Genomic DNA, 14,478 nt, shown 5'->3' with positions numbered 1-14,478 from the left:
GCCGCCCGCGTGTCAGGCCACCGGTTCCAGGAACTCGTGGATGGCGGTGGCGACCGCAGCCGGTGCCATCAGATTGGCGAAGTGACCCTGCCCGGGGAAGTCCACTTTGGTCGCGTCCGGCAGCCGGGAGGCGAGGTACTCCGACGCACCCACGAGATGGCTCGGGCTCTCGCCGCCGACGAGCAGCACGGTTCGCACGGTCAACGCACCATACTCGGCATTCACCGCTGCACTCGCATCGATCTCGGCCAGCTCACGGGACCACGTCGGAGCAAGCGCGACGAAGTCGGCCCACAGCGGGGTCGAGCGCAGCCCGGCGGTTTCCTCGGGCGAGATGCGGAGGAAGTGTTCGCACGCAACCTGCATCGCACCATCCCAATCGCCCTCGGCACCCGCTGCCCGATACTCGGCGAGGTGCTCGCCGGCCACGGGGCCATCGACCGCGAGTGGCGGTTCGTAGAGCACCATGGACGTGACCGCACCACCCCGGCGGATCGTCTCCAGCACGCAGATGGCTCCATAGGAGTGGCCCAACAGGGCGGGAGGTTCGCCGGTTTCCCGGGTTGCCACATCGATGACGGCGTTGATGTCATCGGTTTCGGTGCCGAGGTCGTAGTCCTCGGCGTCACCACTCAGCCCCCGACCGCGCCGGTCGAGAACGTACACGGTGTGATGTGCGGCGAGTTCCTGGGCCACCGGCAGCCACGAATCGGCGCCCGAGATGCTCCCATGAACAATGACGATCGGCGACCCCTCGCCCAGCCGGTGGTACCCGATCGTCGTACCGTCGGCTGATTCTGTTGCGAGGGTCTCGGTGTGCGACAGCGCATCTACTTGATCAGACATTGATACTCCGTGTTGTTGTGCGAATTCTCGGTGACGGGCGGGGATCGGCCGGTGATCCCGACACAGCATGCCCGGATCATCTCGGTGACGGACCTTGCGCGGCCCGGCCAGCCGGCCTCGTGTGCAAAGCCATGTGTGACGATCACCACTATGTAACATCGATACCGGAATTTTCAGGTCTTTGTTACAGGTTTGGCGAAATCGCGATAGATTGTCTTCCAGCGGGCCGATCGGGACACACGCCGACTCGGGGTCTCACGCCCGTAAGTCCGTACCTCCGGTGACACGGTCGATACACGAAGGAGAGCGCGATGCGTCCACGCGCCATTGTTTTCGACTTGTATGGAGAATACTTCCGGTACGCCGGCGGAGCGGTCCGCCTGGGGCCGCTCACCGAACTGATGGGTCTGTTCGATGTCGAGCCCGCCACCGTCCGCGTGGTGATGACACGTTTGCGCAAGGACGGGTGGTTCGATTCGGACAAATCGGGGCGCGAGGTGACCTACCGACTCAACGAGAAGAGTTGGCATCTCCTCGACGATGGCCGGCGTCGCATCTTCGATCGGGCATTCGACGACTGGAACCGGGTCTGGACGCAGGCGCTTCTCGACGGGGACGGCATCGACCGGGATCAGCGCAAGCGCATCGAAACCGCGCTGACCTGGTTCGGGTTCGGTAACTACGCAGGCGCGGTGTGGTTTTCGCCCCACGACAATCGCAAGCAGCTCAGCGAGATGCTCGGCGGTGGCGACCAGCTGTGTGTGCAGTTCCTGCAATCTTCCACCGCAGGCCTGACGGTGGACCGCATCATCGCCGAACGGTGTTGGGACCTGACCGACCTGGGAGTCGACTACCAGGGTTTCATCGATACGTATCAGCCCCGGATGGCGCGCTATCGACGCGGCATGGCGGGCCGGGACGCACTGATCGAGCGCATGCGGCTCATCCAGGACTATCGGCGATACCCGTTCCGTGACCCAGATCTACCCGAGGAACTCCTGCCGCCGGGCTGGCGCGGGCGGCTGGCGCACGAGGTCTTCGTCGAAGCGCACGAACTTCTACGGGAACCCGCCGAGGATCTGGTGGTGTCGACGATCGGCGTCGGGCTCGACGACCGCGATATGTAACATCGTGATTGACTTTTCCGCTATGGGTGTTACATACTCGGTGTGTAGGACGTACCCCGCGAGTTCGACCCGCTCCTCGTCGAAGGGCTTCTTTTCATGTCATCTTCTTCTCCGTTACGTGTCGCGTGCATCGGCGGCGGCCCCGGTGGTTTGTTTGCCGCGATCGCGATCGCGCACCGGATTCCGGGTGCACGCATCGACGTCTTCGAACGCAACAAGGCCACCGACATCTTCGGCTTCGGCGTGGTGTTCTCCGACGCCACCCTGGACAACATCGACACGGTCGACCCGGTTCTCCGAGATGCACTGCGCACCAACGGCACCCACTGGGACCGCATCGAGGTCCGCGCCCATGGTGAGACGGTGTCGGCCGGCGGCAACGGGATGGCGGCGATCCACCGCCGGGTACTGCTCGACGCCCTGCGAAAGCGAGCCGAACAGTTGGGTGCCCGTTTGCTCTTCGCCACACCGGTCGATGTCGACGATCTGGCGGCCGGCGGCGAGTACGACCTCATCATCGCCGCCGACGGCGCCAACTCAGTGACCCGAGAACGCTATTCGGCAGGTCTCGGACACACCGTCGACCAGGCGGCGGTCAAGTTCATCTGGTTCGGTACGACCTATCAGTTCGACGGGCTGACGTTCCTGCACAAGCAATCCGAACACGGCAACTTCGCCGTCCACGGTTATCCGATCGGTTCGGGGCTGAGCACCTTCATCGTCGAGACCGACGAGGAGGCCTGGCGTGCGGCGGGACTCGACGGATTCGACATGTCCACCCCGCCCGGTCCGTCGGATGAGGTCACTCAGCGCTATCTGGAGAACCTCTTCGCCGACGAGACCGATGGCCATCAGTTGGTGGCCAACAATTCCCGATGGGCGAACTTCCGCACCCGCCGCACCCGCCGGTGGCACACCACGACGGAGTCCGGCGTACCCCTCGTCATGATCGGCGACGCCGTTCACACGGCCCACTTCTCGGTGGGATCGGGGACCAAGATGGCGATGGAAGATGCCGCGGCACTGGCCGACGCACTGTCGGCCCAGCCCGGCGACATCGCGGGCGCGCTGTCCGACTTCGAGACCGTTCGTCACCCGCAGGTGGCCCACATCCAGGACTCCTCACTGCCGAGCCTGTCGTGGTGGGATCACTTCGGCGAGTACTACCGGGCCTTCGCGCCGTGGCAATTCGGATTTCACTTCTTCAGCCGGGCGATCTCCGAACAGAAGATCTCCCGGCGCGATCCCGAATACGTGGCCTCGGCAGAACGGGGCTGGCTCGAGACCTACGGCGCTGGGCCCCTGGACACGCCACTGACCGTCGGTGGCGTCACCTTCTCCACACGACTCCTGTCCCTCCGCGATGCCGGATCGGGCGGAACCCTGCAGATCGGCGACGGCAGTTCGTCTGTGGCCACGTCGGAGCGGACCGCTCCCGGCGCGGTTGTCGTGTTCACGGCCCCCGACCTGGCGACGACGTCGCTGAGCGCCGAAACCCAAGCGCATCTCGATGCACTGTGCTCCGAGGGCCCGGCCGGAATCGTCATCCGAGGGGGGACACCGCTGTCGCGCGCCCTGGCTGCCGAACACATCCGTTTCGGCCATGCGATTCCCGTCATCGTGGTCGACCCGCCGTCGGCCGTACGTGCCCGGCGAGCCGTCGACGAGCGCGACAATGCGGCAACGATGGTCTTGTCCGGTCGCGCCGATGCGGTGGCGTACGAGCCGCAGGTCATGACCGGGGCGCCGTCCGGCGCACTCGCGGAGGCACACCGATGACCGCACTGACCAGCAGGCACGCGCCGACACCCCCGACGGTCCCGCTCGATCGGCTCTTCCGGCCGTCATCGGTTGCGGTGGTCGGCGCGTCGGCCAACCCCGGCAAGCTCGGATCCGCGATGCTCACCGCGGTCTCCGGTACGACGCCCTCGGTGTATGGCATCAATCCCCGTGAGGACGGAGCACCCTTCCATCCGACGCTGGGCGCGGCCGTCGACGTCCACGGCGCACCCATCGACCTGGCGGTCCTCTGCATTCCCGCCGAGGCGACACCCGCTGCCCTGACCGAGGCCGCAGGCCTGGGTGCCGGGTCGGCGCTGATCTGCTCCGGCGGATTCGCCGAGACTGGGGAGCCCGGTGCCGCGCTGCAGGCTCAGCTCGCCGAGATCTCTGCCCGGACGGGCATTCGGGTGCTGGGGCCGAACACCTCCGGCTTCTTCCGCCCCGACGGTGTGATCGCGAGTTTCGTTCCCACCGTCCCCGAAATCCGCCCGGGTAGCGTGGCCGTGGTCGCCGCGAGTGGCGGAATGAACCATGCGCTCTCGTTCCTGCTGTCCGAGCGGGGCGTCGGCATCGGCCTGGGTGTCGGACTCGGCAACAGCGTCGACGTCTCGATCGTCGACGTCCTGCGGTATGCGGGCGACGATCCGACCATCTCGGCGATCGCCCTGCACATCGAGAACGTCGACGACGGCCGCGCACTGCTCGCCGCGGTGCGCGAGGTGAGTACCCGTAAACCGGTGGTCGCCATCGTCGTGGGCCGTAGCGACGTCTCTGCTTTCGCCGAGTCGCACACCGGCTCGCTGGCCACCTCCTGGCGAACCAGTCGCGCGCTGCTCGCCGAGGCCGGCGCGGTGATCGTCGACAACGACTTCGAACTCGTCGACGCGCTCACGGTGCTCAGCCAGACCCGCCTGGCCCCGGGTCCCGACCCCGCGATCGGTGTGGTCACCGCGCAGGCGGGGCCGGGACTCATGATCCTCGACGAACTGCAGACCCGTAAGGTGGCCATCCCCCGCCTGGCCGACGAGACGATACGGAACCTGTCAAAGGTCTTACCGCCGTTGACCTTCCAGGAGAATCCGGTGGACACCGGGCGCCCCGGCCCGACCTTTGCCCGGGTCCTGTCGATGACCGCGGCCGATCCGCAGATCGATGCGGTGGCGGTCTACAGCCTGGCCGAACCCGGTGCGATCGACCTCGGTGACGCAGTCCGCCAGTCGCGAGTGACCGAGACGTGCCCGGTCGTTCTCGGGATCGGCGGCCCCGCCGGGGTCGTCGAGGGCCCGGTGCGGAATGCGGAGTCGGTCGGTGCCCCTACGCTGCTGTCCCCGACGTCACTCGCCGTGGGCGTCGACGCGCTTGTGCGTGACGCACGTCAACGGTTCTACGCGGCCGACGCACCGGTTGCCATCCCCGCGACTACAGCTGGGGCTGTCACCGATGGTCTCGACGAGGCGGCCGCGAAGGATCTGCTCGACGATCTCGGTATCGCCACTCCGCAACGCCGGGTCTGCCGTGACCGGGAGGCGGCACACCGTGCGCTGACCGAGCTCACGAAGCCGATCGCAGTGAAGATCCTCGACGCCACGGTGCTGCACAAGACCGATGTCGGGGGAGTCCACCTCGGTGTCAGCACACCCGGCGGGCTCGATGCCGCGCTCGACGCACTCGATGCCATCGGTGCGCCCGCCTATCTGCTCGAGACGATGGCGCCACCGGGTGTCGAACTGATCCTCGGGGCACGACGAGACCCGGCATTCGGACCGATCCTCGTCGCCGGCCTCGGGGGAACCGCGGCCGAGGCCATCGGAGATATCTCCATCCGCAGCAGCCGACTCACCGTCGCAGGCGGGGCCCGGATGCTCGACGACCTCGACTGCGCACCGTTGCTCAACGGATGGCGTGGCGGCCCGACCCTGGACCGCGCGGCGTTCGCGCGCGTGGCAACCACGCTCATCGGATTCCTGGAAGCACACCCCGAAGTCGAGGACATCGAGATCAACCCGCTGCGCCTCACCACGTCCGGACTCATCGCACTCGACGCGGTCATCGTGCCGACATCGACCAGCAAAGGTAAGCAGTCATGAGTACACGTACACCACTGGCCATCGATGGCGTCGTCCGCTGGCCCGATGACACCGCGGCCGCCTACCGCGATGCCGGGTACTGGCAGGACCGCTCGATCCAGTCCTTCATCGCTGCTCAGGTCGAGATCCGGCCCGACGATCCCGCAGTGATCGACGGAGACGTCCGGATGACATATCGCGAACTCTGGGATGCGTCCACATCCTGTGCGCGAGGACTGCTCGACCACGGTCTGGCCCCGGGGGATCGCATACTGCTTCAACTGCCGAACTGCTGGCAATTCGGCGCTCTCACCATCGCGTGCTTCCGCACGGGTGTGATCCCCGTGATGGCACTTCCTGCGCACCGCCGCACCGAGCTGACCCACCTCGCGCGCCTGGCCGAGGCGCGCGCATTGGTCATCGCCGCCACCGACCGCTCCACCGATCTCCGCGTGGTGGCCCAGCAGGTCGCCGAAGATGCCACGACCATCGAATCGATCTTCGTGCTCGGGGAGCTCAGTGCAGGTCTGCCGGATTCCGCGACTCCCGAATTCGCTCTCGCCGAGTGCATCGCAACGGTGCCCGGGGCCAAGCGAGAGCCGTTCGAGCCGGCCGGCCAGGACATCGCCTGTCTGCTCCTCTCCGGGGGCACCACCGGTCTGCCGAAGCTGATCGTCCGCACTCACGACGACTACGCGTACAACATCCGCAAATGCAACGAGGTCACTGAAATCGATTCGGACACGGTCTATCTCGCGTCTGTGCCGATCAGCCACAACTTCGCGCTCGCCTGTCCGGGGATCCTCGGTACCTGGGTTGCCGGTGGGCGAGTGGTGTTGCTTCCCAGCCCGGCGCCGGAGCGGTCGTTGCAGACCATCGACGCCGAACGAGTGACGGTCACGGCGGCGGTCCCGGCCGTTGCGCAATCGTGGATCGAACATCAGCGGGAGCACCACACGCTGAAAGGCTCCTCGCTGCGTGTCCTGCAGGTCGGCGGCTCCCGGATGCCCGACGAACTCGCCGCCCGCGTGCAACCGGTCCTCGGTGCCACCCTGCAGCAGGTGTTCGGCATGGCCGAGGGCCTGATCAACATGACCCGCCTCGATGACCCCACCGGGACGATCGAAACAACGCAGGGCCGCCCGGTCAGCGATGCCGACGAGATCGCCATCGTCGACGAACTCGGTGACCCGGTGCCCGACGGGTCTCCCGGCAGATTGTTGACCCGCGGCCCCTACACCCCGCGCGGCTACTTCCGGGCCGCCGAGCACAACGCGCGCGCCTTCACCCCGGACGGCTGGTACGGCAGCGGCGACATCGTGATCCGCCGTCCGGACGGCAACCTCGTCGTCGCCGGCCGCGACAAGGACATGATCAACCGGGGTGGTGAGAAGATCTCCGCCGAAGAAGTCGAGAACTTCGCCTACCAGCTCACCGGCGTCGAGATGGCCGCCGCCGTCGCCATGCCCGATCCGGTTCTCGGTGAACGGCTCTGCCTGTATCTCACCGTCGCGGACGGACACACGGTCACACTCGCCGACGTCGCCGACCTGATGCAGACCGCGGGCGTGGCCCGCTTCAAGATTCCCGAACGTCTCGTCCTCGTCGACCAGATGCCCACGACGAAGGTCGGCAAGATCGACAAGAAGGCCATGCGTGAGGACATCCGCGCCCGCCTCGAACGTGAACTGTCCTCCACCTAAGTGGTTCTGAACAGGACCACTAAGCCGCCAGCCCGCCACCCCCGTCCCGAGGAGAACACGATGAGCACCGACGCCCTCGACTCCGACCCCGAACTCGACACGCTCTACGCCGATTTCGAGGCCAACCACCTCAACCCGTTGTGGACCCAGCTCGGCGACCTGATGCCGATGGTCCCGACGTCGAAAGCTGTTCCGTTCGTGTGGAGATGGTCGACGCTCTATCCGCTCGCGCAGCGGGCGGGGGACCTCGTTCCGGTGGGCCGGGGCGGCGAACGCCGCGCCATCGCGCTCGCCAACCCCGGCCTCGGCGGCGTGCCGTATGTGACCCCCACCCTGTGGGCCGCCATCCAGTACCTCGGCCCGAAGGAGACCGCACCCGAACATCGTCACTCCCAGAACGCCTTCCGATTCGTCGTCGAGGGTGAGGGAGTCTGGACGGTGGTCAACGGTGATCCGGTGGCCATGTGCCGCGGGGACTTCCTCCTCACCCCGGGCTGGAACTTCCATGGCCACCACAACGAAACGGATCAGCCGATGGCCTGGATCGACGGCCTCGACATCCCGTTCGTGAACTACACCGACACCGGCTTCTTCGAATTCGGCGCCGACGGGGTGACCGACGACTCCACCCCGGACATCTCGCGCTCCGAACGGCTGTGGGCCCATCCCGGATTGCGCCCGCTCGTCGGCCTGGACGCCAAGACGAGCTCGCCCATCGCCTGTTACCGATGGAAGCACACCGACGCCGCCCTCGCCGAGCAACTGGCGCTCGAAGACGAGGGCTTTGCGGCAACCGTCGAACCCGGCCACGCCGCTGTGCGCTACACCAACCCCACCACCGGCGGCGATGTCATGCCCACGATCCGTGCCGAGTTCCACCGGATCCGCGCCGGCTCGCACACCCGCAGCCGTCGCGACGTGGGCTCGCTGGTCTTCCAGGTGTTCGACGGCAAGGGACGAATCACGCTGGGAGATCAGGAGCACTCGGTCGCCACCGGTGACATGATCGTCGTTCCGTCCTGGACCACATGGTCGGTGGACACCGACGACGGCATCGACCTGTTCGCATTCTCCGACGCCCCGATCGTCGAACGCCTGCACTTCAACCGCACGCACTTCCCCGAACACGCCTGACCCATTCAACGCACACACGTCACAGGAGACGAATCACCATGCGACTGGCCACCCTCCGCGACGGCGGCACCACCGTTGCCGTCCGCGCCGACTCCGACACCACCGCCACCGTCATCGACGGGTTCCCGGATCTCTCGGCACTGCTGGCCGACTCGGATTGGAAGCAGATCGCGACGTCCGCATCCGGGCGGAGCATCGGCCTCGACGGTGCGAACTTCGCACCGGTGGTCCCGCACCCGGGAAAGATCGTGTGCGTCGGCCTCAACTACGCCTCCCACATCACCGAGATGGGACGCGAACTCCCGGAGTATCCCACGCTGTTCGCCAAGTTCGCCGACGCGCTGACCGGCCCCTATGATGACGTCGTCGTGCCCGCCTACGCGGGATCGCAACTGGACTGGGAAGCCGAACTCGCCGTCATCATCGGCAAGACGGCCTACCAGGTCGACGAGAAGGACGCCACCGACCACATCGCGGGCTACTCGGTGATCAACGACTACACGATGCGCGACTACCAGTACCGCACCCTGCAATGGGATCAGGGCAAGACCTTCGAGAAGACCAGCGGATTCGGACCGTTCCTGGTCACCGACTACCAGCTCGGCACACCCATCGAGGCGCGCCTGGAGGGCGAGGTGGTGCAGTCGTCGACCACCGACGATCTGGTCTTCACGCCCGCCCGGCTGGTCGACTACATCTCCCATATCGTGACGTTGCGGCCCGGCGACGTCATCATCACCGGCACCACCGGCGGGGTCGGGCATGCCCGCAAACCACCGCGCTACATCCAGGACGGTGAAACCGTCGAGGTCAGCATCGGTGGGCTCGGCACCGTGCGCAACAAGACGGTGATCAAGTAGACGACATGGGTTTTCACACTCTGGACCGCGACGAGCGACTGACCATCGCCCGTCGCGGCACCGCCTACTTCGACCAGCGGCTCGCCGAACTGACCGATGCCGACCTCGGCGCGCCGTCGGCATTGCAGGGATGGGGCCGGCGTCACCTGCTCGCCCATGTCGGCTACAACGCGGCGGCGTTGTGCCGGTTGCTCGACTGGGCCGCCACCGGAGTCGAGACGCCCATGTACGCCTCGCCGCAGCAACGCGCCGCGGAGATCGACGAGGGCGCCACGCTCAGCCCGGCGGTGTTGCGGAACCTGTTCGCCCATACCGTTGCCCGTCTCGACGAGAAGTGGCGGAACCTGCCGGATGCGGCGTGGTCGGCACAGGTCCGGACCGCACAGGGGCGCACGGTGCCGGCCGCGGAAACCCTTTGGATGCGCACCCGGGAGGTCTGGATCCACGCCGTCGATCTCGGTAACGGCGGCCGGTTCGGCGACTTTCCCGACGTCGTGCTCGACTCGCTGCTCGACGACATCATCGGGATGTGGCGCCGGAAAGGCACTGGGACCGGGATCGTGCTGCACGTCGATGGCCGGGAGCCGGTGGCGGTCGGAACCGAGTCAGGACACGACACGGCGGTGGTCGCGGGTCCACTGCCGGCAGTGGTTCGGTGGGCGGCCGGGCGGGGCAGTGTCGATCTGGTCGGTGGTGCCGAACTCACGCCTCCGCACTGGTTGTGATCGGCGTATTCGCCGAGCATTCGCCGAGCATTTCGTCACTGCGCACCGTGATCTCGTTTGCCACGCCGGTCAATCTTCTGCCTGCCCCGTCGTCGCCTGCTCGTGCGCGATACGCGGCCGGAGCCGGACCACGAACTCGGTGCGCTCACCGGAGGTCACCGAGACCGAACCGCCGTGCGCGCGGATGATGGCGTCGACCGCGGCCAGCCCGAGTCCGCCTGACGACCGCTCAGGCCGGGGACGAACCCGGGTCACATGGCACTCAGACGACCGCGAGCGGTAGCGATCGGCCGGCGAGGCTGCGTCGCGATCTCGGCAACGAGCCGGCGATCCGGCGCAACTCGAGCGCCGACGCCGCCCGGGGCGAATCGACGACGACCGGCGTTCCCCGGTCGGCGGCATCGCGGAGCGCGATGTCGAGGGGAACCTGTCCCAGTAGTGGTGCGTCGGCCTCCGCGGCGAGCCGAGCACCGCCCCCGGTACCGAATATCGCAGTGTGAGAGCGACATTCGGCGCATTCAGCGGTCGACATGTTCTCGATGACCCCGGCAACGGGACGTCCGATCTCGGCGGCCATCCGCGCCACCCTGGTCGCCACCATGCGTGCGGTCTCCTGCGGCGTGGTCACCGCAAGCAGTGTCGCAGTGGGCAGCAGTTCCAGCAGCGACAAGGTGGCATCGCCGGTACCGGGCGGGAGATCGACGAAGAGCGCATCGAGGTCGCCCCAGTAGGTGTCGGTGATGAACTGCTCCATCGCCTTGTGCATCATCGGACCCCGCCACACGACGGGCTGCTCCTCGTCGACGAAGAAACCGATCGACATCAGCGACACGCCGTGGGCGGGCACCGGCAGCATCAGCTCGCCGAGGACGACAGGGGAGCGGCGGACGCCGAACAGATGCGGGATCGAGTACCCCCACACATCGGCGTCGAGCAGACCGACTCGCTTCCCGGACGCGGCAAGCGCCGCAGCGAGGTTCGCGGCGACCGTGCTCTTCCCCACACCACCTTTGCCGCTGGCGACGGCATAGATCTGGGTGTCGCCGGACTCCAGCCCGCCCGTCAACGGCGTGGCGACCCGGCCGAGATGTTCGGCGAGTTCGGCGCGCTCGCGCGCCGGCATCGTCGTCATCTCGACCTCGACGCGGCCGACACCGTCGACCGCCCGGACTGCCGCCACGGCTGCGGCGTGGAGTTGGTCGGCCAGCGGACACGCCGCCGTGGTCAGTCGGAGCTGAATCCTCACCCGGCCACCGCGGCCCATCGAGATGGGACCGACCATGCCGAGTTCTCCCAGCGGCCTGCCGATTTCGGGATCACGTACTGCTTCGACCGCGGCCTGCACTGCTTCGAGGTCAACGCGCACTGTCCTCACCTCCGATCCGGAATGCCTTGCGCTGCGGTTTCACCGGGCGCATCAGGAACTCGGGCCGGCGCCGGCCGCCGGGGCCGAGCGTGGACCGGGCCATCGCCAGCCACTGGTGGTACACCTCCGTCGACCGCCGGGTGTCGACGTAGACGTCGCCGTACTGATCGCCCCGGTGCGCCTTCTCCATTCGGACCTTCTGCAGCCAGCAGTGCATCCCCGAATGGGGGTCGGGCTGCACCCCGAAGGCGAGGTTCTGATGGACCCCGGGGTCGGTCCACCAGATGCGAGATGAGTCCGGGTCGTCGGAGTCGAACGGGGCGATACCGCCGCGGTAACGCAGCAGATGGGTGTCCGGGCCATCGGGATGGGTGATGTCCACCAGCCCCTGCGCCCAGCGGCTGCCCTCGTTGCCGTGCAGGCGCCACCGGCCCATGTGATGCGACATCGCGCACACTCCGGGCCGGATGCCCTCGGTGACCCAGACCCGGGCGACGAGGTAGCCGATCGAGGTGTTGAGCCGGACCAGGTCCCCCGACGCCACCCCGTGGCGGGCCGCATCGATCGAGTTGAGCCACAACGGGTGCGAGTTCGACAGCTCGTTGAGGTACTTGGCGTTGGCCGATCGGGAGTGGATCAGTGTCGGTAGCCGGAACGTCGGGATCAGCACCAACTCGCCCCGGTCGAGATCGATCTCACCGCGGGCCACATGGGAGCGGATGTAACCGGGTGTGGCGTATTCCTCCCACCCGAAGTCACGCATGGTGTTCGAGTAGACCTCGAGCTTACGGCTCGGGGTGAGCCAGCCCGCGACCTTGCTGCCGTCGGAGAGTTGCACGCCGACCGCACCGGCCTCGCCGATCAGCGGCGGAACCGATCCGTCGGTCGTCGGCTTACGCAGCACACCGGCGGCGTCGGGCACCGCACCCTCGAGTTCGGTCGGGGTGAGCTCGCGTTCGTCCTGCCGGTAGACCTTGTCGGCGACCTCGACGACACCGTATCGGCGCATGTATGCCAATGGCGTCATGCCTTCGGCGGCCGCCTTCTCGGGCAGACCCGGCACACGGTTTTCGAAGATCCACCCGTAGTACTCGTCGACGGTGACCTTCTCTCCGGGGTGTTCTTTCGACTCGAAGTGTCGGCGAATGCCCAACGAGCCGTCGGGGTCGATCCGCCACGACAACTCGAACCAGAGTTCGTTCTCCTCCCACACCTCACCGGGATTGGCCTTCCGGGTGTCGTCGACCGATTCGCCGAGCCGTTCCATCGCCACCCGGCGCACCGGCTGCCGGAAGCCGAGCCACTTCGCGGCATGGGTCTCATAGGACTGGGTGTCGTGGCGTTCGGTGGCGTGGCCGACCGGCAGGATGAGATCGGCGAACTCCGCGGTCTCCGACCAGGTGGGGGTGAGCGCGACGTGCAGCCCCACCCGTTGCGTGTCGGTCAGCGCCTGCATCCAGGTGAACCCGTCGGGATAGGTCCAGATCGGATTGAACACCCGGGAGAAGTAGACCTCGATCCGGCCACGTCCCTCATTGAGGAAGTGCGGCAACAGAATCGACATCTCGTTGCAGCTCAAGGGATATTCGCGCGGCCAGATCAGCTCGTTCCAGCCGGCATGGGCCGGCACCTCCGGGCCGTGTGGGATGAACTTGGCCCAGCCGTTGGGGTTGGTCCCCCCGACGGTGCCGATCGATCCGGTCAGCCCGAGAACGAACCACAGAGCACGCGCCACCTGCCACCCACCGAGGTTGCCGGCCGCCGCGGACCGCCAGACGTGGGCGGACAGCCGATGATCGCACTCGGCGACGAGCCGTGCGGTTTCCTCGATGCGCTCGACCGGGACCTGCGCCTCCTGTGCTGCGAACTCGAAGGTGTACTGCGCGTAGTCGGCTTCCAGTGCGTCGAGGAAGGCGTCGAATGTTCTGGCTGCGGTGGGGTGGCGGTTCTCCAGATAGTTGTCCCAGTTGAACCAGCGGCGCACGAAGTCGACGTCGATGGCGCGGGTGCGCAGCAGGTAGGAGGCGATGGCCAGCAGAATCGCGGCCTCGCTGCCGGGCCACGGCGCGATCCAGACGTCGGAATGCGAAGCGGTGTTGGACATCCGCGGGTCCATCACGATGAGTTTGGCGCCGGCCTGTTTGCCCTCCATGATCCGCTGGGCGTGCGGGTTGAAGTAGTGGCCGGTCTCGAGGTGGCTGGACAGCAGCAGGATCACCTTGGCGTTCGCGTGGTCCGGCGACGGCCGGTCGTAGCCGGCCCACAGCGTCATCCCCAGCCGGGCCCCGGCCGAGCACACGTTGGTGTGGCTGTTGTGCCCGTCGACACCCCACGCCTGCAGCATCCGCTCGGCGAACCCGTCCTCGCCCGGCCGGCCGACGTGGTACATGACCTCGTTGGTGCGGCCCTCGACGATGGCCTGCCGGATTCGACCGGCGACGTCGTCGAGCGCCTCGTCCCAGCTGATCTGCTCCCACTTGCCTTCGCCGCGCGCACCGGTACGGCGCAGCGGGTGCAGGATCCGTTCCGGATCGTTGATCTGGTTGATCGTGGCGGGACCCTTCGCGCAGTTGCGTCCCCGGGAACCGGGATGTGCCGGGTTGCCCTCGACCTTGCGGATCGACAGGTCGTCCTTGTCGACGTAGGCCAGCAGGCCACATGCCGACTCGCAGTTGAAGCAGGTCGTCGGGACCAGCATGTAGCTGTGCGGCACCTTGCGCGGGTGCGCCTTGGCGTCGTACTCGACGTGGTTGTCCCACTGCGAGACCGGCGGGAAATTGCGCAGCTGTTCGTGCGTGCGGGACCCGGGTAGCTTCTCGGCCGGATGTGTCTCGTCGGCGATGTCGGTCACAGGGGTACCTCCTGGGGG

The 14,478-nt window shown here is 67.1% G+C and carries 11 protein-coding genes; 7 read left to right on the top strand and 4 right to left on the bottom strand.

Annotated features, from left to right (window positions below; all coding sequences use genetic code 11):
• Positions 1–12: 12 nt before the first annotated feature.
• Complete coding sequence (locus GORHZ_RS13590) at positions 13–846, bottom strand: alpha/beta fold hydrolase (protein ID WP_006333886.1); 834 nt, start codon at positions 844–846, stop codon at positions 13–15.
• Positions 847–1,157: 311 nt separating this feature from the next.
• Here GORHZ_RS13590 and GORHZ_RS13585 point away from each other — a divergent pair, with 311 nt between their 5' ends.
• The 7 genes from GORHZ_RS13585 to GORHZ_RS13555 all read left to right on the top strand — a co-directional run bounded on the left by GORHZ_RS13585 (position 1,158) and on the right by GORHZ_RS13555 (position 10,243).
• Positions 1,158–1,973 carry a PaaX family transcriptional regulator gene (locus GORHZ_RS13585; RefSeq protein WP_006333885.1) on the top strand — a complete coding sequence of 272 codons (816 nt, stop codon included), beginning with the start codon at positions 1,158–1,160 and terminating at the stop codon, positions 1,971–1,973.
• 96 nt (positions 1,974–2,069) lie between these two features.
• On the top strand, positions 2,070–3,752 hold the full coding sequence (locus tag GORHZ_RS13580) for an FAD-dependent monooxygenase (protein WP_006333884.1): 1,683 nt from the start codon (positions 2,070–2,072) through the stop codon (positions 3,750–3,752).
• Positions 3,749–5,842 carry an acetate--CoA ligase family protein gene (locus GORHZ_RS13575; protein WP_006333883.1) on the top strand — a complete coding sequence of 698 codons (2,094 nt, stop codon included), beginning with the start codon at positions 3,749–3,751 and terminating at the stop codon, positions 5,840–5,842. The genes GORHZ_RS13580 and GORHZ_RS13575 overlap by 4 nt, the downstream gene beginning before the upstream one ends.
• The gene (locus GORHZ_RS13570) at positions 5,839–7,524 is read left to right on the top strand and encodes a (2,3-dihydroxybenzoyl)adenylate synthase (protein ID WP_006333882.1); all 1,686 of its coding nucleotides are present in this window, start codon (positions 5,839–5,841) and stop codon (positions 7,522–7,524) included. Before GORHZ_RS13575 ends, GORHZ_RS13570 begins: the two co-directional genes overlap by 4 nt.
• A gap of 60 nt (positions 7,525–7,584) precedes the next feature.
• Positions 7,585–8,658, top strand: a complete 1,074-nt coding sequence (locus tag GORHZ_RS13565) for a cupin domain-containing protein (RefSeq protein WP_006333881.1) — start codon at positions 7,585–7,587, stop codon at positions 8,656–8,658.
• A gap of 38 nt (positions 8,659–8,696) precedes the next feature.
• Positions 8,697–9,518: a fumarylacetoacetate hydrolase family protein gene (locus GORHZ_RS13560; protein ID WP_006333880.1), complete on the top strand. Its 822-nt coding sequence runs from the start codon at positions 8,697–8,699 to the stop codon at positions 9,516–9,518.
• A gap of 5 nt (positions 9,519–9,523) precedes the next feature.
• A complete protein-coding gene (locus GORHZ_RS13555; RefSeq protein WP_006333879.1) occupies positions 9,524–10,243 on the top strand; it encodes a maleylpyruvate isomerase family mycothiol-dependent enzyme in 720 nt (239 codons plus the stop codon).
• A gap of 69 nt (positions 10,244–10,312) precedes the next feature.
• Here the strand turns inward: GORHZ_RS13555 and GORHZ_RS13550 are convergent, their stop codons facing one another.
• The 3 genes from GORHZ_RS13550 to GORHZ_RS13540 are packed head-to-tail and all read right to left on the bottom strand — an operon-like array spanning position 10,313 to position 14,460.
• A complete protein-coding gene (locus GORHZ_RS13550; RefSeq protein WP_040531863.1) occupies positions 10,313–10,498 on the bottom strand; it encodes a sensor histidine kinase in 186 nt (61 codons plus the stop codon).
• Positions 10,499–10,505: 7 nt separating this feature from the next.
• Positions 10,506–11,609 carry an Mrp/NBP35 family ATP-binding protein gene (locus GORHZ_RS13545; RefSeq protein WP_006333878.1) on the bottom strand — a complete coding sequence of 368 codons (1,104 nt, stop codon included), beginning with the start codon at positions 11,607–11,609 and terminating at the stop codon, positions 10,506–10,508.
• Positions 11,599–14,460 (bottom strand): molybdopterin-dependent oxidoreductase, encoded by a 2,862-nt coding sequence (locus GORHZ_RS13540; RefSeq protein WP_006333876.1) that lies wholly within the window; start codon positions 14,458–14,460, stop codon positions 11,599–11,601. Before GORHZ_RS13540 ends, GORHZ_RS13545 begins: the two co-directional genes overlap by 11 nt.
• Positions 14,461–14,478 lie beyond the last annotated feature (18 nt).

This window comes from Gordonia rhizosphera NBRC 16068, assembly GCF_000298195.1.
Taxonomy (GTDB): Bacteria; Actinomycetota; Actinomycetes; order Mycobacteriales; family Mycobacteriaceae; genus Gordonia; species Gordonia rhizosphera.
This window is presented reverse-complemented; position numbering and strand designations above follow the sequence as displayed.